The sequence below is a fragment of the Microcoleus sp. Pol11C2 genome (assembly GCF_036701505.1).
GTDB lineage: Bacteria > Cyanobacteriota > Cyanobacteriia > Cyanobacteriales > Microcoleaceae > Microcoleus.
Genome location: NZ_JAUBQX010000074.1, coordinates 1 through 21,041 on the forward strand (window position 1 = coordinate 1; position 21,041 = coordinate 21,041).

Below are 21,041 nucleotides of genomic sequence, written 5' to 3' on the forward strand. Positions count from 1 at the left end.
TTTTAGGTCAGGGAGTTTTTTCATTCCTTTATCTAATGTTTATCTCGTTCTCTTGTCAAGGGGGTTGAGCAATTACGTTTTTTGTTACAAGACTTGATAATGAATATATTAAGAGCGACTCACAATGTTATCATATCAAAAACTAAACAAACATCACCCTATCTGCGTTCATCAGCGCTCATCTGCCTGCATCAGCGGTTAAAATAAAAAAATAAATACCAAACAAAAATGCAAATTACTCAATCCCTCCACAGCGCCATCCTCATCTCCAACCTGGAACAATCGCAACACTTTTACAGCACCGTACTAAAACTGCAAAAAATCGATCGCGACTTAAAATTTCCCGGAATCTGGTATCAAATCGGAGACTTCCAGCTCCACCTAATTTTAGCGGCCACAATTATCCCAGATGCGGTAGACCATGCCAAATGGGGACGCAACCGACATCTAGCGTTTTCTGTTGCTAACTTAGAGGCAGCCAAACAGCAATTAATCGCTCACAATTGCCCGTTTCAAATGAGCGCGTCAGGTCGATCGGCATTATTTACCCAAGATCCCGACGGCAACATCATCGAACTCAGCGAGTAACAGATGAAAATTATCGCTTATTCTTACACCGAACCGCTACTGGAAGCAGCACCCGCCCCGGAAATTTGGGGTCAAGAAGTCGATCGCACCTATCAAGACTTAGGAGGGCGACAACAACTGCAACAACTCCTAAAAGACTGCGAAACAGAACCAGTCAAATACCTGTTAATTCAGCGTTTTGAAGAACTCGGCGACACCGTACAGCAAGTGTGTTCGCACCTCGCCCAACTCGAAAACCTGGGCGTCGAAATCATCGTACAAGCAGAAACAGAACCGCGAAACCGCAAAAACTTGCTGCAAATCCTGGCCGAAATCCAGCGCAGCCAACACAGCCGGAGTATTCGCAAAGGACACGCCCGCAACCGCATCAAATCCCGGATTCCACCGGGTAAGCCTCCCTACGGCTACCGGCGCGGCAAAGATTGTTATACGATCGATAAATCCACCGCCCCCACCGTCAAAGACTTTTTTGAACACTTTTTAATTTACGGTTCCTTGCGAGGTTCCGTGCGGTATTTAGCTAAGAAATACAACAAGAAAATCTCTGTAAGTACCGGCCGCCGCTGGCTGACAAATCCCGCCTACCGAGGCGATTTGGAATATCAAAACGGCCAAGTAATTTCTAACACCCACGTCCCGATTATTTCCCGAGAAGAAGCAGCCCAAATAGACAGGTTACTGCGCCGTAACCGCTGCCTTTCTCCTCGCAGCGCTAGCGCCCCACGTTCCCTCGCAGGTTTAGCAATTTGTGCAGAATGCAAATCGCCGATGACAGTTGCCAAAGTCACCTCCTACCGCCAAGAAAAAGAATACCTTTATTTGCGACCGATTAACTGTCCAAAACAGCCTAAATGTAGCGGCTTTTCCTACAATGAAGTATTGCAATTAACCATCGCCGGAATTTGTCGGGATTTACCCGATGCTGTTGCTGGGTTGCAAATGCCGAATATGAATGGAATTAAAGCAGGAATTGTCAGGGCGATCGCATCCAAACAAGAAATCATAGAGCAACTTCCCGCCCTGATTGACAGCGGCATTTTAGACACCGAAACGGCAGAGTTTAGAGCCTACAAAATCCGCACCGAAATTGCCGCACTGCAAAGCAAATTAGCGCAACTACCCCCAGTAAATTTGCGAGAAACTGCCCAAACTGTTTCCCTTCCCCAATTTTGGCTCGATTTATCAGAATCAGAACGCAGGTTTTACTTTCGAGAATTTATCGATCGCATTGAAATCGTCCGGGAAAATACAAATTGGAAACTGCAAATTATTTTCATTTTTTAATAATTAGCTCGACGTTCATCCATAGCTCGTAGGTTAGATGCCCAACTTCTTAAATAAGTGGGGTATTGGGGTACTCTATTAGTTCGCTAGGAGTGGACTTCGTTTGACAAGCATCGGTTTATACCGCTGGATTATCTTTTTTACCTTTTAGCCAATAGACGCTCATCTCTCCTTTTCCTTTAATCGTTATCGCACCTCTTTCCTCAAATAAATACCGATATTTTAACAGTTCGTAAATAGCAGTAGTAACTTGAATATATCCCGGTAATCCTTGACATTCCATCCGAGAAGCAACATTAACAGTATCTCCCCACAAGTCATAGATAAATTTTTTAGTGCCAATTACGCCAGCAACTACTGGCCCTGTATGAATGCCAATCCGAATTAGAAATGGTTCGCCTCTGTCATTTTGAAAATCAGCGATCGCTTCCTGCATATCCAATGCCATATTCGCGATCGCTTCTGCATGATCTGCCCTCGGCACCGGCAACCCCCCCGCTACCATATAAGCATCTCCAATGGTTTTAATTTTTTCCAAACCGTGTTTTTCAGTTAGTTGGTCAAACCTGGAAAAAATTTGGTTCAATACATTTACCAATTCTAGAGGTAACATTCTAGCAGCAATAGACGTAAAATCGACAATATCGGCAAAAAGAACTGTTGCTGAATCAAACCTCTGGGCAGGAGAACCCTCGCCCTTTTTCAAATTTTCAACAATCGCTGCTGGTAAAATATTCAGCAATAAATGATCCGACTTTGTTTGAGCAAGCCGTAAAGCTAGCTCCACCCCCTGCCGCTCTTTAATTTCGTTTTGCAAACGTTCGACAAGTTCTTGGGATTGCTTCGTGTGCTCTTGAAGTAACTGTTTTTGACTTTGAATTGTTAACTGATTTGCCACTCGTGCCAATACTTCTTTACCGTGAAAAGGTTTAGTAATATAGTCAACTCCTCCCACCTCAAAAGCTTTCACCTTATCTAAAACGTCATCTAAGGCGCTTAAGAAAATTACCGGAATGGAACTGGTTTTTGGTGAAGCTTTCAACTTTGCACATACCTCATATCCATTCATGTCTGGCATCATCACGTCCAGCAAAATTAGAGTGGGCGGAAACTCTTGCACTGTAGCGATCGCCCTTTGCCCGTTCAGGGCTTTACGAACCTGATACCCTTGTTCGGTCAAGATTGTAGATAAAAGCCGCACATTATCGGGCTTATCATCAACTACTAAAATGTTGGCTTGAATTGTAGGATATTGATGGCTGTCCATGCGATCGCTCACGGTAGTTTGTCAAGATAACAGATATTAACACTTAAAAATTTTACCTCAAAAAAAACGCAACAGTATAAATTCCTATTTTCTCTCCTAAAAAGAGATGGCAAGGAGACGCTATTCGGGCTTAATGCTAGGTATTTTTTAAAGAGAATAGCGTCCTAAGTTGAAATTAGTTCAAAACAGGTATTTTCACCTCGTTGCAACTGCTGACTGCGCTATATCTATAATATCGTCAAAGAGGAAATCCTGCACCAAAGTAGTTAAATATTGTGCTGCCACAGCAAACTGGCTCGGCATTTCCTCAATCAACTTGACAATTTTATCGTCGCAACATTCATGAGCAGCATGAGCTATCTTTTCTACCCACTCAAGAGGCATTTGACCGAGTTGTGACTCGACAGATTGAGTGCTAGTCACTCCGCTAATTTTGTTTTCATTTTCTAGTGGTGTATCAACAGATTCCTCGTAAATGTAACGTACTCCTAAAAGTTCTTCCATTTTCGCAAATAATATCTTTGCCTCGAAGGGTTTACGCATGAAATCATCGCAGCCAGCTCCTAAAATAGTTTGTCGTTCCTCTTCAAAAGCGCTAGCAGTAAGAGCAACTATTACAGTTTGTTTTCCGAGAGGATGAGCTTTAATTTTTCTGGTGGCTTCATAGCCATCCATGACAGGCATCTGCATATCCATCCAGATCAGGTGCGGTTGCCAATCCTCCCATACAGCAATAGCTTCTTCACCATCTCTAGCTGCTCGCACTATGAGGCCTAGTGGTGACAATAATCTCTCTATGACTAGGCAGTTATCGGCGCGATCGTCCACAACCAAAATCCGGTATTCTGGTTGATTCGGGGCTAAACTAATTACTTTTTTCTGCGGTTTAAGGATTTTAATCTCGCTGGGAGTGGCAAGACTAATTTGAATATCAAATGCAAACTTACTTCCCAACTCCGGTGTACTGCTGACAGTAATATCTCCTCCCATCATTTGTACAAATTTGCGGCTAATTGGTAAACCTAATCCAGTCCCCTGTTGAGACTTTTGACCGGTTTTTGTTTGCTCAAAGGGTTCAAATAACTTATTCATCTCTTCTGCGGCAATGCCAAGGCCAGTATCTTCAATTTCAAACTGAAGGCGTAACAATTCCGGGTGAAGGTGATTCGCGTCAACACAATCACAGTCCGCCAAGCTTTCGGACTGATTAAAACCAGTGCACCATCCGGGTTTTTTTTGTATAGCTGCGGTTTCAACCGCTAAGTTTTCGGAATGTTCAGAACCCGCGTCATCAAGCTTTGTGTGTGTGTCCGAAAACTCTGCGGTTTCACCCCCCAAACTTTCTTCTACCTTCTTTTTTACTCGCAAAGTAACGCTACCCATCTCTGTAAACTTGATCGCATTTCCTACAAGATTAATCAAAATTTGGCGCAATTTACCTTCATCTGCCGTAACAAAGTGTGGTACGCCGTCACCAACTTCCAAATTTAGCTGCAATTTCTTAGATTTAGCTTTTAATCGAAACATTTCTTCTAAGGTTTTTAGCAAGCGAATTAAATTAAAACTGCTTTCATTAAGCTGACTTCTGCCCGCTTCAATTTTGGACATTTCTAAAATGTCATTAATTAGCGCAAGCAAGTGTTCTCCGGCGCGATTAATAATTTCTAGGTGCTGTTGGTGTTGATTGTTGAGAGATGAATCGCGCACCATCACCTGACTGAATCCGAGAATGGCATTCAGAGGAGTCCGCAATTCATGGCTCATAGAAGAAAGGAATTCGCTCTTGGCGCGGTTAGCTGTATCAGCAGCTACGACAGCTTTTTGTAATGCTATTTCTGCTAATTTACGTTCGGCAATTTCTATTTTGGCTTGTTCAAAAAGGGTGGATTGCTTGATGGCAATTGCTAGCTGCACGGAAATTTGCTGGAGAGATTCTATCTCAGAAGAGGTCCAATGCCTGTAACTGCGGCAGTGATGAGCAATTAGTAGCCCCCAGAGTTTTTCACCTTGCAAAATAGGAACCACGAGGTTAGCTTTAATTTCCAACTCGCTCAGTAAATTAACGTGGCACTCTGAAAGACCGGCCGTATAAATATTGTCGATCGCGCGCAGGTATCCCTGCTCGTAAACAGAGACGTAGTGTTCTCGAAAACAAGGGTCATTAATGTCAATTCCCAAAATCGGCATCGTACCGACAGATACCGACTCGACGGCTATAAATCCACTCCAATCTGGGTTAAAGCGGTAAATAACTGTTCTATCAGTTGACAAAAAGTGGCGGATTTCTTCAACCGCCATTGTCATTACTTCTTCTAGGTTAAGAGAGGAGCGAATCCGCTCTTGAATAGCATTCACGAGCCGCTCCCTTTTTACTTGTTGCTGCAAGGCTATTTCCGCCTGTTTGCGAGCAGTAACATCTACTCCATAACCAACGCACTCCACAGGTTGACCCGCAGCATCTTTGACTAACTTGATCTCATCGTAAATCCAGCGATAACTACCGTCTTTGTGCCGTTCGCGGTATTCGTAGGAAATCGATTCTTTTTCCAATATCTGAGCGTATGAAGTAGCAACAATCTCTCGATCTTCGGGATGAACCAGGCTATGCCAATCAAGGGAACCATCAACCAATTCTCGCGCTTCGTAACCAATCATTGAAACAACATTATCGCTGACAAATGTTACCTGATAATTTCCCCCTAATTTGCAGCTAAAAATCACTGCCGGGGTAGTCGCCAGCAAATATTGCAAGCGTTCGGTGACAGAACGCAAGTTTAACTCGGCTTGCTTGCGATCGCGAGCTTCCATTGCTAAAGCTGCGATCTGCGCAACATAGCTAGCGAAGCTTTGCTCGTCGAGCGTCCAATTCCTGGTCGTTCCCTGATGTTCTAAACAAATTACACCCGCAATTTGCCCTTTATGGGTAATAGGAACATCTAGCATCGACGAGATGTTTAAAGGCCTCAAATAAGATTCGCTAAATTCTAGGGTGCGCGGATCGGTTTTGGCATCAACCGCTGCGATCGCCTGTTCTGTCTTCAAAGCTTGGAAATAGCTAGGATAGTCAGCAACTTTCAGTTCTGCGCCGGCGCTGTGTTGATTGGGAGTCAGTTCGTAAATATCCGCACAGCACAGTGAGGATTTATCTTCCTGATAAAACCAAACACTTGCGCGCTCAACATTCAGAGTACGAGTTGCCATTTGCGTAATCTCTCTCAACGCCTCGGCGATATTTCCCTCGTAGATACTAGAATTTTTTGCTAATTCTAGCAAACCATTTTGTTGTTCGGTTAACCTAGTTTCTCGTTCCCGCAAAGCGGATTCAGCAGCTATTTTTTCTCTTATTTCTGCTTCTAAATAACCATTAATTTCTGTTAACTGTGCGGTGCGCTCTTGGACTTTAATTTCTAAATTATCATAAGCGTGGCGTAACGCTAATTCTGCATCTTCACGCACAGCAATCTCAGTCTGCAACTTGCGATTTATTGCCTCTAATTCTTGGGGGGTTTTTAAGGACAAAAACTGTGGCAAGAGTGTTACCATCGAGGCAGCGGTGTAGCAGGAAACCAGTGCAGTAATTCCTTTCTCAATCCCCGACAGCCAATAAGCGGAATGCCACAACGTCCAAATGTCTAGCAAGTGACCCGTGCCGCAGAGAATAATAAATGCACCAAATAAAGCAAATATTCCTAAAAAAGGAACATCGCGCCGCTTGAAGATAAAATAAATTAGCATCGCCGGAATAGAATAGTAGGCGATCGCGATTAAAAAGTCCCCAGTTACGTGCAGCCACACTAAAGGCGTTTGCCAAAGATAGCAATGACCGTGAGGCATATACTGAGTTGGGGAAAAGATATTTTTGAGTGCTTCCCACATAATAGTTGTTATTGGCAGATAATATGGATTTGATGATTCCTAAGTTAGGCGAAAAATAAAAGAAACCGAAAAAGGTAGCTGGATTCAGCATTATTTATTAACGCCTAAACCCAGCTTGTTCATAACAGCTTGCTTGGGCAGTAGGTGGCGCTCGCCAAATTGCGATCGCAACGGAATTTCAATGATAAACTCAGTACCTCTCCCAACCTCGGAAGTGCAGCGCAAATAACCTTCATGGGCTTGAATAATTTGATAAGAAATTGCCAAACCCAGCCCGGTACCAGCACCGATAGGTTTCGTCGTATAAAATGGATCGTAAATTTTGGCGATCGCATCATAATCTATGCCAGTGCCATTATCAGCAATGTGAATCTGCACCCACTTGCCATCAACTAAAAGCGTGCGGATGCGAATTTTTAGCAGTGGGCAATAGGTGTTTTGTAAGTTGTCAGAGAAATTATTTTCCCAATAGCCGTTGGGGAAATCCCCCTGCGCTACACTCTGTTCTAAAGCATCAATAGCATTAGAAACAATGTTCATAAATACTTGGTTAAGCTGCCCCGCGTAGCATTCTAATAGTGGCAAATCTCCATACTCTTTAATCACTTGAATAGGCGGACGGTTTGGTTGTTCTTTCAAGCGGTGCTGCAAAATCATTAAAGTGCTATCAAGACCTTCATGGATATTTACCTTTTTCATATCGGCTTCGTCTAAACGGGAGAAAGTCCGTAAAGATTTAACAATTTCCCTAATTCGCTCGGCTCCAATTTTTATCGAACCAAAAAGTTTTTGCAGGTCTTTAAAAATGAAATCGAGTTCGATAGTGCGAATCTTGTCTGCAATTTCCGGCGCAGGAGTGGGGTAATAAACTTGATAAGCCTTAATCAATGCCACAATATCTTTAATGTATTCCTCAGCCGGAATCAGATTGCCATAAATAAAGTTGACAGGGTTATTTATTTCGTGGGCAACCCCAGCTACCATTTGCCCCAAAGACGACATTTTTTCAGTTTGCACGAGTTGAGCTTGAGCGCCTTTAAGTTGTTGCAGAGCAGTCTCTAAGTGTTGAGTTTGCTCTAGCAGTTTAGCTTCCGAGTGCCGCAATGAATTTTCCGCCAAATAGCGATCGCGATTTTCCTGTAGCAAAAGTTCATTAGTGGATTCTAAAGCGATCGTCCTCTCCATCACCCGTTTTTCCAATTCTAGCATTAATTCCGAGAGTGCTTCTTGAGCTTGTTTGCGCTCGCCAATCTCATTTTGTAAAGCTACATTTGCCACCGCCAATTGATCTGGACTGGGAATAGCCAAGATTTTTGGGATTAGTTCCACCAGCACTGCTGCTGTACTTAGCGAAATCAGCGCCGTAATCGCTTTAAGAAAACCAGAGAACCAATAATTAGGATGCCACAGCGTCCATATTTCCATAATATGGGTAATCCCGCAGCAGATAATAAAAGAGCCAAACAGCATGAAAACCCAGTCAAAAGGCAAGTCTTTCCGCTTATTAACAATATAAATCAGCGTGATGGGTATCAAAAAATAAGCGACGGCTATCAAACCATCGGACAAAATGTGCAGCCCCACTAATCCAGGCTTCCACAAGTAGCAATGACCGTGAGGAATAAAATAATTAGGAAAAATTTCATCAACCATTTGCATTAAATAAACTAGGTTATTTGCTAAAGTTTTTAAGATAGGATTAGAGGCAAATCAAAAAACCTGATAGCACAAAAAGAAGAATTATGCTTTTGGACTTAACGCTTGTGATGAGTAAATGCAGCGATCTGAAACTACTGTTAATTAAATTAACATCAATCGACTCAGCTTTCGCAAAGTCAACTGTCACATTTTTAATTCGGCCTTCACTACCAACTGTGACACCGGCATGACATTTTGGCCAACGATGAAGAAAAACTAAGCGCAGATTCGTTTCCAGTAGGAGCGCCAGCGCCCATTGAAATTAGGTTATAGCACTCAGCGATCCGTCAGACAACCGGGAAATTACCAGATTTAACGGGTGTCACGGATTTCACTTAACGAAGAGAACCATTCTCCAAAGCCTGTAGAGGTGGGTTCACTCTTGTACTCTTGAAGAGTGCAGACAGGTTAAATACACCCACCCCCACCCCGCGAGGGAATTCTTTATTGATAGTGATACTCTTTGGGGGAGAATTAACCGATGTGACCAATTACCCCCTGAAAAATGTCGCGACAGGATCGTGTCGCAATCCAATCGGCGATCGCTCTGAGCTTTACACTCAATCATCAGTGATAATATCAACGATACACTTATATGGTTATTGCCAGTTATGACGATAGATGAGGTACTACAGCTAACTCGTGTGCGATTACAAAAAGATTTATATCCCGTACAAGAAATCATACTCCGCCAAGTTTGGGAAGGAAAGACTTATACAAGTATCGCATCTGGCTCTCATTACGGAGAGCATTACCTGAGAAACATCGCCTCGTCTTTGTGGCAATCTCTCTCTCAAGTCTTGCAGACATCTATTAGCAAATCAAATTTTCGCTCTAGTGTAGAATCACGTTCACTGACCACAGAGGAACGAGAATTAATTGAAGCATTCACCCGCAGCAAATGCCTAGCAACACCTTTAGAATTTCCCGGCTCTCCCGTGCCCCTGGATTCGCCATTTTATATCCCTCACCCGCTAATTGAAGAACTCGCCTATCGAGAGATTACTAAACCCGGAAGTGTGCTGCGGATTAAAGCTCCCAGGAAGATGGGAAAAAGTTCCCTTCTGCTACGCATTTTAGAGCGCGCGACTTCTCTTGACTATCGAACTGTAAGTTTAGATTTTCAGCAAGCCGAGGAAGCTGTTTTAGCCAATATCGATAAATTTTTACGCTGGTTGTGTGCCAACATCAGCCGTCACCTAGAATTACCACCTCTATTAGATGATTATTGGGATGAAGACATGGGTAGCAAAGTAAGCTGCACCATTTATTTGCAACAATATTTATTAGCCGAAATAAGTACCCCTCTTGTGTTAGCTTTAAAGGAAGTAAATATAATTTTTGAATATCCAAAAATTGCCCGAGAATTTTTGCCGCTCCTGCGAAGCTGGCATGAAGAAGCAAAGCGGATTGAAACTTTGGGAAAACTGCGGTTAATCGTTCTTCACTCCACAGAAATTTATATTCCTTTAAAGCTTACTGAATCGCCTTTTAATGTCGGTTTACCGCTGCAATTGCCCTATTTTACAGAAGAGCAGATACTTGCTTTAGCCCAGCGTCACGGACTGGATTGGACAGATAGCCCCGATGCCGATCGACTGATGGCAATGGTGGGGGGACATCCTTATCTGGTGCGGCTAGCTCTTTACCACCTCTGTCAAAACAGTGTAACGCTAGATCAGCTACTACAAGAAGCTCCCACCATAGCGGGAATTTATAAAGATTACTTGCGGAGTTTTTGGGCAACATTGCAAGAGTATCCCGAACTGGCGGTTGCACTTAAACAAGTGGTAAAATCGGAACACGGAGTGGAATTAGATCCGATAGTGGCTTCTAAATTATTTAGTATGGGGCTGATTCATATCGATAATAACCGCTGTACGCTAAGCTGCGAGTTGTACCGCCTCTATTTTGGTTCGCACAACTTTATTTAGTTATTGCCCCACATTAAAAATCTGTTCGACCGTTAAGTTTAAATCCGGGAAAGCAAGCGATCGCACCACATCATCACCTCTAAACTGATTAACTACATACTCACCGTCAACTAATGGATTTACGGAAATAGTTGGTTGTTTGGGGTTGCCAATATATCTTCTGCCACCTAAACCTAAATAATCGACAATCCAGTATTCAGGAATTGCCACTTTTTCATATTCTGCTAACTTTACTAAGTAGTCATATTGCCACTTCGTACTCACAACTTCGATGACTAAACGGATAGTTTAACCTCTGATAATAGTCGAGCGCTTTTTCCACATTGGTTCCGTTTCGATTTGTGGCTAATCTAATACCATCACATCTGGACTGTAGCCAGACTTATCAGAATCAATAGCCTTAATAATTCCTTGGCGGGGAATGAAATAGGGCAAAGCCAAACGTTTAATTTCTACTCCCACTTCTAGGGCGAGGAAGCCCCCTAATTGTTCGTGAGTTCCAGTTGCGTGCATTTCTATAACACCTCCATCATGTAGTTCAAAGCGACCTTGGCCATCTGGATAACAGTCCAGAAACTCGTCTAGGGTCATTTGTTTAGACTAGCCAGGTTGTTCTTGAATGAGCATATTGATTCTCCTTGTTTGCTGTTAATTTCAATGTTAATATAAAAATTAAAAACATTAGGCTATCTATATTGTAGAATAACTTCCCCTCGTTACTTGGTCAATATTATTCTTATAAAATTACTCTGAAAACGTAAATTTTAAGGATGGATTATAATTAAGTAGGGATGGTGACAAAAATTAACGCTCAGACTACCTCTTTTTATCAACTTTCACCTTTAAACCCACCCATAAACTGCATGACCCAGGTTACATACCAAATTGGTGGCAGTCTCACAACTGATGCGCCTACCTATGTCGAACGACAAGCAGATATCGAACTTTATGATGCCTTAAAACGAGGCGAGTTTTGCTACGTTCTCAATTCCCGGCAAATGGGCAAATCTTCCCTTCTCGTTCGCACCCTGCACCGACTGCAAGCAGAAGGATTTCAATGCAGTACGATCGACATGACCCGCATCGGCAGCGAAAACATTACTCCTTTACAATGGTACAAAGGAATCGTTGGCGATTTGTGGCGCAGCTTTAATTTATTAGGGCAACTTAACTTAAAAACCTGGTGGAAAGAACAAGAAGAAGTTTCTCTCCTGCAAAGATTAAGTCAATTTATTGAAGATATCTTATTAGTAAAATTTCCCAAGGAGCGAATTTTTATATTTGTCGATGAGATTGATAGTGTTTTAAGCTTAGATTTTCCCGTCGATGACTTTTTTGCTTTGATTCGTTATTGTTACAACCAACGAGCCCTTAATCCAGAATACAACCGGATTACCTTCGCGATTTTCGGAGTAGCTACACCCAGCGATTTAATCGCCGATAAAAATCGGACACCTTTTAATATCGGACAAGCAGTAGATTTGCCCGGTTTTTCCTGGGAAGAAGCCTCTCCTTTAAGTCAAGGGCTAGAAAGTGTAGTTAGTAATACCGAGGCAATTATCAAATCAATATTATCTTGGACTTCTGGGCAACCATTTTTGAGTCAAAAGCTGTGTCAATTGATAGTAATAGCCACGCGAGAATCTCACAGTGACGGGCTGATAATTCCATCGGGAGCAGAGGGATTTTTTGTGGAATCAGTCGTGCGATCGCACATCATCCAGAATTGGGAATCTCAAGACGAACCAGAGCATTTAAAGACGATCCGCGATCGCATCCTGAGAAATGAGCAACGTGCTGGAAGACTACTAGGCATCTATCAAAAAATCTTACAAGGAGTGGAAGTACCCACCGATGACTCGCGAGAACAGGTAGAACTATTGCTGTCTGGTTTGGTAGTAAAATACCAGGGTTTTTTACAGGTAAGAAACCCCATTTATCAAGAAGTATTTAACACAAAATGGGTAGAAAAACATCTCGCTTCCTTGCGTCCATACTCTCAAGCCTTTGATGCTTGGATAACTTCCAAGCAGACCGATAAATCCCGACTGTTGCGCGGACAAGCCTTGAAAAATGCTCAAGCTTGGGCCCAGGGTAAAAGTTTGAGTGACTTAGATTATCAGTTTTTAGGCGCTTCAGAAGAATTAGACCGAAGAGAAATGCAGATAGGATTGGAAGCCGAACGGGCTAAAGAAATTCAAGCCAGACTAACAGAAGAACAAAAAAGGTTAGCGGTAGAGAAAAAAAGTTCAAGGCTGCAAAGATTTTTGCTTTTTGTAGTAACAATAGCATTAATTATCGCCTCGGCCTTGGGGCTAGCGGTGTATTTTCAGTATCGGCAAACTGCTGTCAGCGAAATCAAAGCGATCGCCAAATCTTCCGAAGCATTATTCGCCTCAAATCAAAAATTAGACGCATTCATAGAGGCAATCAGAGGAAAGCGACAACTGCAAAAGTTAGGTGCTGTAGACCCTGAACTCGAACGTTCAGTTAAAGAAGCTCTCCATCAAGCTGTTTATGGAGCAGTAGACTATAACCACTTATCGGGGCATAACAATGTGGTTAATGATGTAACTTTCAGCCCTGATGGGGAACTCATAGCCTCAGCTTCTGCCGATAAAACTATCGATATTTGGGAAAAAGACGGTACAAAACTAGGAATACTTCAAGGGCACAACAATGCAGTTTGGGGAGTCGTATTTAACCCCAGAGGGGATCTAATTGCTTCTGGTTCTGGGGATAACACAGTTAAACTTTGGCGCAAAAATACTACAAATTCACCAAAGGGAAAGCCGAGTTATACCTTGTGGCAGACCTTAAAAGGACATACCAATAATATTTCACAAGTCGCGATCGCTCCTAACAACCAGATTATTGCTTCCGCTTCTAAAGATAAAACCATTAAACTCTGGAGTACAGACGGCAAACTACTGAGAACTCTCACCGGACATACAGATGAAGTTGACAGCGTTGCCTTTAGCCCTGACAGTCAAACCATTGCATCTGCTTCTAAAGATAAAACCATCAAACTCTGGAATACAGACGGTAAACTGATCAGAACCCTCACGGGGCATACAGATAGAGTCAAGAATGTTGCCTTCAGCCCTCAAGGAAATCTCATCGCCTCGGCGAGTTGGGATAAAACGGTCAAACTTTGGCATCTTGATGGAACTTTAGTCAAAACCCTAACTGGACACAGCGATTCCGTGACCAAAATCGCTTTTAACCCTCAAAGTGGTTTGCTTGCCTCGGCAAGTCTAGACAGAACAGTCAAACTGTGGCAGATTGACGGGACTCTGCTAAAAACCCTGCTAGTCGCCAAGGATGTCGTCTCTGGATTGGCTTGGAGTCCTGACGGGCAAATCTTTGCCTCATCCAGTTGGGATGGCCCGATCGCACTCTGGAAGCTTGATGATAGTTTGCTTAAGACTCTTAACGGACATCAAGCATCAATTTACACCATAAAATTTAGTCCTGATGGTAAGACAATTGCCACCGCCAGTCGTGACAATACCGTTAAACTTTGGCGGCTTAATGGTAGCTTAATTCGCACTTTTCCCAAACAAGCGGATAAAGTTTTCGGAGTAGATTTCAGCCCAAACGGAGACACGATTGCTACAGGTGGTTATGACGGCACTGTTCGATTGTGGCGACTAGATGGAACCTTAATCAAGACTTTTACGGGACATCAAGGTAGAGTTTTCGCGGTTGATTTCCATCCAGATGGGCACTCACTCGCCTCGGTGGGTGAGGACAAAACAGTTAAAGTCTGGAGGATTGACGGCACCCAATTGGCAACTCTCAAAGGACATACCGATTACATTAACGGAGTGGCATTTAGCCCCGACGGACAAGTTATTGCCTCTGGTAGTGTGGACGGCACTGTCAAACTTTGGCAGTGGGATAATGCGATCGCCTTTGGAAAGCCCAGCTACAAGCTTCTACACACTTTAACAAGCCATCGCCGTCAGGTGGCGGGAGTCGCATTTAGCCCTGATGGCAAGACTCTCGCTTCAGCAGGTATGGATAGCATGGTGAGACTTTGGCGGTTGGATGGTACAGAAATTAGAGCTTTAAAGGGACACAAAAATGGGGTATTCGGAGTGGCATTTAGCCCCGATGGCAAGACTCTCGCTTCAGCAAGTTTTGACGGTACTGTTAAACTTTGGAGGTACGATGGTCAAGAGCTTGAAACCTTTAAAGGACATAGCGATGGGGTATTCGGAGTGACATTTAGCCCTGATGGGAAGTTAGTCGCTTCAGCCAGTCAGGATACCACAGCAATTGTGTGGAATCTAGAGCGAATTTTCCAGCTCGATTTCCTCCAGTATGGATGCGATTGGGTCGGAAATTATTTGCGAACAAATGCTGATGTGAAGGAGGAAGATAGACATTTGTGCGATGCCGTGGGCGATCGCTAAATTATCCGAAACCATGAACTATCAATTATGAAAGATTACTCTTACCAAATTGGCGGCAGTCTCACAACTGATGCGCCTACCTATGTCGAACGGCAAGCAGATATCGAACTTTATGAAGCCTTAAAACGAGGCGATTTTTGCTACGTGCTCAACTCCCGGCAAATGGGCAAATCTTCCCTTCTCGTTCGTACCCTGCACCGACTGCAAGGCGAAGGATTTCAATGCAGTACCATTGACATGACCCGCATCGGTAGCGAAAACATTACTCCTTTACAGTGGTACAAAGGAATCGTTGGCGATTTGTGGCGCAGTTTCCATCTTGTAGGAAAAGTTAATTTAAAAACCTGGTGGCAAGAACAAGAAGAAGTTTCTCTACTGCAAAGATTGAGTCAATTTATTGAAGAGATATTATTGGTAAAATTTCCGGATAATCGAATTTTTATATTTGTGGATGAGATTGATAGTATTTTAAGTTTAGATTTTCCGGTAGATGATTTTTTCGCCTTGATTCGTTTCTGCTACAATCAACGAGCTATCAATCCCGAATATACCCGCATTACTTTCGCGATTTTCGGAGTAGCTACACCCAGCGATTTAATCGCCGATAAAAATCGGACACCTTTTAATATCGGACAAGCGATCGATTTGTCAGGATTTAGCTTAGAAGAAGCGCAACCATTAGCGAAAGGGTTAGAAAAGGTCATAGCCAATCCGCAGGCAGTTCTCAAAGAAATTTTAGATTGGACGGGAGGACAGCCCTTTTTAACGCAAAAAATATGTGAATTAGTAGTAAAAAGGGCGGGGTCAGCCCACAGCGGTGATTTAAAAATACCACCTGGAACAGAGGGATTTTTTGTGGAATCGGTCGTGAGAGAAAACATCATCAATAAATGGGAATCGCAAGATGAACCTGAGCATTTAAAGACTATTCGCGCTCGCATTATTGGCAACGAAAAACTCACTGCACGTAGCTTAGGTATCTATCAAAACCTATTACAATCTGGTGAAACTGAAGCGGATGATAGTCGAGAGCAGATCGAATTGCTGCTATCAGGTTTGGTTATAAAGCAACAAGGTTTTTTTAAGGTCAGCAACCCGATTTATCAAGCAGTGTTTCACCTACAATGGGTAGAAAAACAGTTAGAGCAACTGCGTCCTTACTCCCAAGCTTTCAACGCTTGGATCGCTTCAAAACAAACCGATGAATCGCGATTGTTGCGCGGACAATCGTTAAAAGACGCTTCCTACTGGGCCCAGGGAAAAAGTTTGAGCGATTTGGATTATCACTTTTTAGCCGCTTCTGGTGAATTAGACAGGCTGGAAGTGCAGCAAGCGCTGGAAGCGGCGAGGCTCAGAGAAGTTGAAGCCAGACTCACAGAAGAACGCAAGCGGTTAGTTTTAGAGCGAGAGACAGCGAAACGGCAGCGAAGATTTCTTGGGGCGCTCAGCGCAGCGCTAATAGTGGCGATCGCCTTTGGCATTCTCGCCCTTTGGCAATATCATTACGCCCTCACCAGCGAGCAGCAAGCCCGCATCAGCGAAGTTCAAGCCCTCACTTCCTCATCGGCAGGGCAATTCGCCTCCCAACAGCGATTAGATGCCCTGGTGAGCGCCATCAAAGCCAGACGCAGGATCGATAGCCTAGCTAATTCCAGCCCCCAGTTGCCCTCTCAAGTTCGACAAGTCCTGCAACAAGCTATCTATGGAACGGCAGAATTCAATCGCCTGTTGGGGCATTCCAGCCCGGTTCTGGCAGTTGATGCCAGCCCAGACGGTCAACTCATCGCCACCGGAGGCGGCGACCAAACAGCCAAGATCTGGCAACGGGATGGCACCTTGCTGCACACTCTCCAACACACGATCAGCAGCGTCTACGCCCTTCGTTTTAGTCCCGACAGCCAGCGCCTGATAACATCCAGCGTGGACGGCAACATTTATCTGTGGAGTCGGGAAGGCAAACTGCTCAAAACCTTGGAGGCACACAAGGCTGCGATCTGGGCGATCGCCCTGAGTCCAGACGGTCAGCGCATCGCCTCCGCCAGTGAAGACAGCACCATTCGCCTGTGGAGTGCCGATGGCAAACCGCTCAAAACCCTGAGCGGACATCAAGGTGCAGTTTGGGGTATTGCCTTTAGCCCGGATGGAAACCTGCTCGCATCTAGCAGCACCGACGGTACGGTCAAGGTCTGGACTCTAGACGGCGAACTGGTGAGAACCCTGGAAGGTCACGCGGCTCCCGTTTGGGACGTTGAGTTCGCTTTAATTGCCGACAATAGCGGCACCAAACGTCCCGCCATCATCTCTGCCAGCGCTGACAACACTGTCAAACTCTGGCAACCCGACGGCACCCTGCTACGAACTCTTAGCGGTCACAGTTCGGAAGTGTTTGAAGTCGCCATCAGTACAGCAGGCGATGTGATTGCTTCCACCAGCGCCGATCAAACCATCAATCTCTGGAAGCCGGACGGGACGCTGTTGAAAGTCCTCAAAGGGCATCAATCGGGAATTAGAGGCGTGACCTTTATTCCCAACAGTCAAATGGTTGTCTCTGCTAGCGACGACAATACCGCTCGACTCTGGAATCCGACAAACCCCTTCTCGAAAGTTCTTTACGGACATGGCGGCACAATTTGGGATGTGGATTTCAGCCCGGACGGTCAAATGCTAGCCTCAGCCGGTTCGGATGGCAGCTTCAAACTGTGGGCGCGAGACGGCACGTTGCTGAAGTCTTTTGCCGCAGATAAGGCTGCCGTTCGCTCCGTTGCTTTCCTCTCTGGTACCAATCCTGCGATCGCGCCTTTCCTTGCTACCGCTAGTGAAGATAAAACGATTAAATTCTGGCAGTTCAACGGGACGCTACTGAAAACCATAACAGGTCATGAAGCTGGACTTTGGGATATCTCCCCAAGTCCAGATGGTCGGCTACTGGCTTCTGCTAGCAACGATAAAACCGTCAAACTGTGGAACAAAGACGGCACTTTACTGAAAACTTTCACAGGGCATCGGGCTAGGGTTTACGATGTGGACTTTACCCATGACGGACAGAGGCTGCTTTCAGCTAGTAGCGACAGCACTGCTCGGTTGTGGAGTCTTGACGGTAGGTTTTCCAAGACTCTAGAGGGTCATCGCAGCCCTGTTTGGGAAGTTGCCATCAGTCCAGACGGTCGCACTTTGGCAACTGCCAGCAGGGATGACACGATTAAACTCTGGACGATCGATGGTACGTTGCTCAAAACCATCAAGGGAAATACTAGAGGCATGATGGCAGTTGATTTCAGTCCTGATGGTCTAATACTGGTGGGGGGAGGCTCAACTGGCGCACTCAAACTCTGGAAAACCGACGGGACAGAAATAACGACGCTAACTGGACATGAAGGGAACGTTTGGGGGGTGGCGTTTAGTCCCGATGGTAAACAAATTGCCTCCGCTGGGGACGATCGCACAATCATTTTGTGGGATGTGGAGCGAATTCTCAAACTAGATGAACTGGGTTATGCGTGCGAGCGCGTGCGAGATTATCTGCGAACCAATGCCGATGTGAAGGAGGAAGACAGACATTTGTGCGATCGAGTGGGCGATCGCTAAATTATCCGAAACCATGAACTATCAATTATGAAAGATTACTCTTACCAAATTGGTGGCAGTCTCACAACTGATGCGCCTACATACGTCGAACGACAAGCAGATATCGAACTTTATGAAGCCTTAAAAAAGGGCGAATTTTGCTATGTCCTCAACTCCCGACAAATGGGCAAATCTTCCCTTCTCGTTCGCACCTTCCATCGATTGCAAGCAGAAGGATTTCAATGCAGCACGATCGACATGACTCGCATCGGTAGCGAAAACATTACTCCTTTACAGTGGTACAAAGGAATCGTTGGCGATTTGTGGCGCAGCTTTAATTTATTAGGAGAAGTTAATTTAAAAACTTGGTGGCAAGAACAAGAAGAAGTTTCTCTCCTGCAAAGATTGAGTCAGTTTATTGAAGATATTTTATTAGCCGGATTTGTGGATGATCGAATTTTTATATTTGTGGATGAGATTGATAGTATTTTAAGTTTAGATTTTCCGGTAGATGATTTTTTCGCATTGATTCGTTTCTGCTACAATCAACGAGCTATCAATCCCGAATATACCCGCATTACTTTCGCAATTTTCGGAGTAGCTACACCCAGCGATTTAATCGCCGATAAAAATCGGACACCTTTTAATATCGGACAAGCAATCGATTTAACGGGATTTAGTTTAGCAGAAGCACAGCCCCTAGCCCCAGGATTAGAAAAAGTAGTCAATAATCCGCAAGCAATTCTCAAAGAAATCTTAACTCGGACAGAAGGGCAACCATTCTTAACTCAAAAAATCTGCGATTTGCTAGTAAAAACGGTAGGAGAATCTCGTAGCGGCAATTTAAAAATACCACCTGGAACAGAGGGATTTTTTGTGGAATCGATAGTGCGATCGCACATCATCGACAACTGGGAATCCCAAGACGAACCGGAGCATTTGAAAACCATCCGCGATCGCATTCTTCGCAACGAACAACGCGCCGGAAGATTGCTCGGAATTTACCAGCAAATATTACAAGGTGTAGAAGTACCTACAGACGACTGTCGAGAGCAAATTGAACTATTGCTATCGGGATTACTTATCAAACAGCAAGGTTGTTTACAGGTAAAAAACCGCATTTATCGAGAAGTATTTAATCTCGACTGGGTAGAAAAGCAATTAGGGAAACTGCGCCCCTACTCCCAAGTATTTGATGCTTGGTTGGTATCAAAAAAAACAGATTATTCGCGACTGTTGCGAGGACAAGCTTTAAAAGATGCCCAAACTTGGGCGCAGGGAAAAAGCTTGAGCGACTTGGATTATCAGTATATCGCAGCCAGTCAAGAACTCGATCGCCAAGAATTCCAACTGATTCTAGAGGCCGAACGAACTAAAGAAGTAGAAGCGCGATTAAAACAAGAACAAAGACGATTAATTCAAGAAAAAGAAGCTGCCAAACGCCAAAAAATATTGCTGTTTGCAGTCAGCGTAGCATTTATTATTGCCTGCGGATTAGGAGTAATAACTTATTTTCAGTATCGCCGTGCAACAGAAAGCGAACGTCAAGCCAGAATTAGTGAAATTCGAGCGCTAGTATCCTCTTCTGAGGGATTGTTTGCCTCAAACCAAAGATTAGACGCCCTGATAGAAGCCATCAAAGCTAAACGAAAATTACAAAGATTAGGATTGGCAGATGCCAGCATCGATCGCACACTTGGAAATGCACTCAGGCAAGCTGTTTATCAAGCAGATGAATACAACCATTTTTCCGGGCATCAAGCGGCTGTGATGACAGTCGATATCAGTCCTGACAGCAAGCTAATTGCCTCGGCAAGCGTAGATAAAACCGTTAAACTTTGGCGGCGAGATGGAACAGAAATTGCCACCCTCAAAGGTCATCAAGCACTCGTTCGCAGAGTCAAATTTAGCCCCAACGGTCAGCTAATTGCTTCTGGAGGTGACGATAATAGCGTCAAAATCTGGAAGTTAGACGGCACTTTGCTGAAAACTCTTCCGGGCCACAGTCTTGCCGTGTGGGGAGTTGCTTTTAGTCCTGACGGTCAAATAATTGCCTCTGCAAGTCAGGATAACACTGTGAAACTCTGGAAGTTAGACGGTACTTTATTAAAAACTTTCCCAGCTCGTACTGGTGGTACCCCAACTTCAGTGGCATTTAGTCCCGATGGCAAAATAATTGCATCAACAAGTGGAGACAAAACCATAAAACTTTGGAAGCTTGACGGTACTTTGCTGAGGACGCTTGTAGGTCATACTGCTGTCGTATCTTCAGTGGCGTTTAGTCCCGATGGCAAAATAATAGTTTCGGTAAGCGGAGACAAAACCATAAAAGTTTGGAAGCTTGACGGTACTTTGCTGAGGACGCTTGTAGGTCATACTGCTGTCGTATCTTCAGTGGCGTTTAGTCCC

11 protein-coding genes are annotated in these 21,041 nt (G+C 44.2%); 6 read left to right on the forward strand and 5 right to left on the reverse strand.

The window, feature by feature from the left end; translation table 11 throughout:
* The first annotated feature begins 228 nt into the window (after window positions 1-228).
* Both QUA42_RS25705 and QUA42_RS25710 read left to right on the forward strand, forming a co-directional pair.
* The gene (locus tag QUA42_RS25705; protein ID WP_333141263.1) at window positions 229-588 is read left to right on the forward strand and encodes a VOC family protein; all 360 of its coding nucleotides are present in this window, start codon (window positions 229-231) and stop codon (window positions 586-588) included.
* Window positions 589-591: 3 nt separating this feature from the next.
* Entirely contained in the window at window positions 592-1,872 is a 1,281-nt protein-coding gene (locus QUA42_RS25710; protein WP_333141265.1) for a recombinase family protein, read from the forward strand.
* A gap of 118 nt (window positions 1,873-1,990) precedes the next feature.
* On the opposite strand, the gene QUA42_RS25715 is transcribed toward QUA42_RS25710, so the two are convergent.
* The 3 genes from QUA42_RS25715 to QUA42_RS25725 form a co-directional block, all read right to left on the reverse strand.
* Entirely contained in the window at window positions 1,991-3,139 is a 1,149-nt protein-coding gene (locus QUA42_RS25715; protein ID WP_333141283.1) for an adenylate/guanylate cyclase domain-containing protein, read from the reverse strand.
* 195 nt (window positions 3,140-3,334) lie between these two features.
* The gene (locus QUA42_RS25720; protein ID WP_333141267.1) at window positions 3,335-7,015 is read right to left on the reverse strand and encodes a GAF domain-containing protein; all 3,681 of its coding nucleotides are present in this window, start codon (window positions 7,013-7,015) and stop codon (window positions 3,335-3,337) included.
* Window positions 7,016-7,105: 90 nt separating this feature from the next.
* On the reverse strand, window positions 7,106-8,674 hold the full coding sequence (locus tag QUA42_RS25725; protein ID WP_333141269.1) for an ATP-binding protein: 1,569 nt from the start codon (window positions 8,672-8,674) through the stop codon (window positions 7,106-7,108).
* A 683-nt stretch (window positions 8,675-9,357) separates the two neighbouring features.
* Between QUA42_RS25725 and QUA42_RS25730 the strand changes: the two genes are divergently transcribed.
* On the forward strand, window positions 9,358-10,647 hold the full coding sequence (locus QUA42_RS25730) for an AAA-like domain-containing protein (RefSeq protein WP_445301369.1): 1,290 nt from the start codon (window positions 9,358-9,360) through the stop codon (window positions 10,645-10,647).
* Here the strand turns inward: QUA42_RS25730 and QUA42_RS27910 are convergent, their stop codons facing one another.
* Window positions 10,648-10,932, reverse strand: coding sequence for a Uma2 family endonuclease (locus QUA42_RS27910; protein WP_445301371.1), 285 nt, complete (start codon window positions 10,930-10,932; stop codon window positions 10,648-10,650). It lies immediately after the preceding gene.
* A gap of 60 nt (window positions 10,933-10,992) precedes the next feature.
* Complete coding sequence (locus tag QUA42_RS27915; protein ID WP_445301370.1) at window positions 10,993-11,238, reverse strand: Uma2 family endonuclease; 246 nt, start codon at window positions 11,236-11,238, stop codon at window positions 10,993-10,995.
* Between the two features lie 272 nt (window positions 11,239-11,510).
* On the opposite strand from QUA42_RS27915, the gene QUA42_RS25740 reads away from it, so the two are divergent.
* From QUA42_RS25740 to QUA42_RS25750, 3 genes are all read left to right on the forward strand, one after another.
* The gene (locus QUA42_RS25740; protein ID WP_333141273.1) at window positions 11,511-15,068 is read left to right on the forward strand and encodes a WD40 domain-containing protein; all 3,558 of its coding nucleotides are present in this window, start codon (window positions 11,511-11,513) and stop codon (window positions 15,066-15,068) included.
* A gap of 27 nt (window positions 15,069-15,095) precedes the next feature.
* A complete protein-coding gene (locus tag QUA42_RS25745; protein ID WP_333141275.1) occupies window positions 15,096-18,653 on the forward strand; it encodes an AAA-like domain-containing protein in 3,558 nt (1,185 codons plus the stop codon).
* A 27-nt stretch (window positions 18,654-18,680) separates the two neighbouring features.
* Window positions 18,681-21,041: AAA-like domain-containing protein (locus QUA42_RS25750; RefSeq protein ID WP_333141277.1), on the forward strand; the 2,361-nt coding region annotated here is incomplete at its 3' end.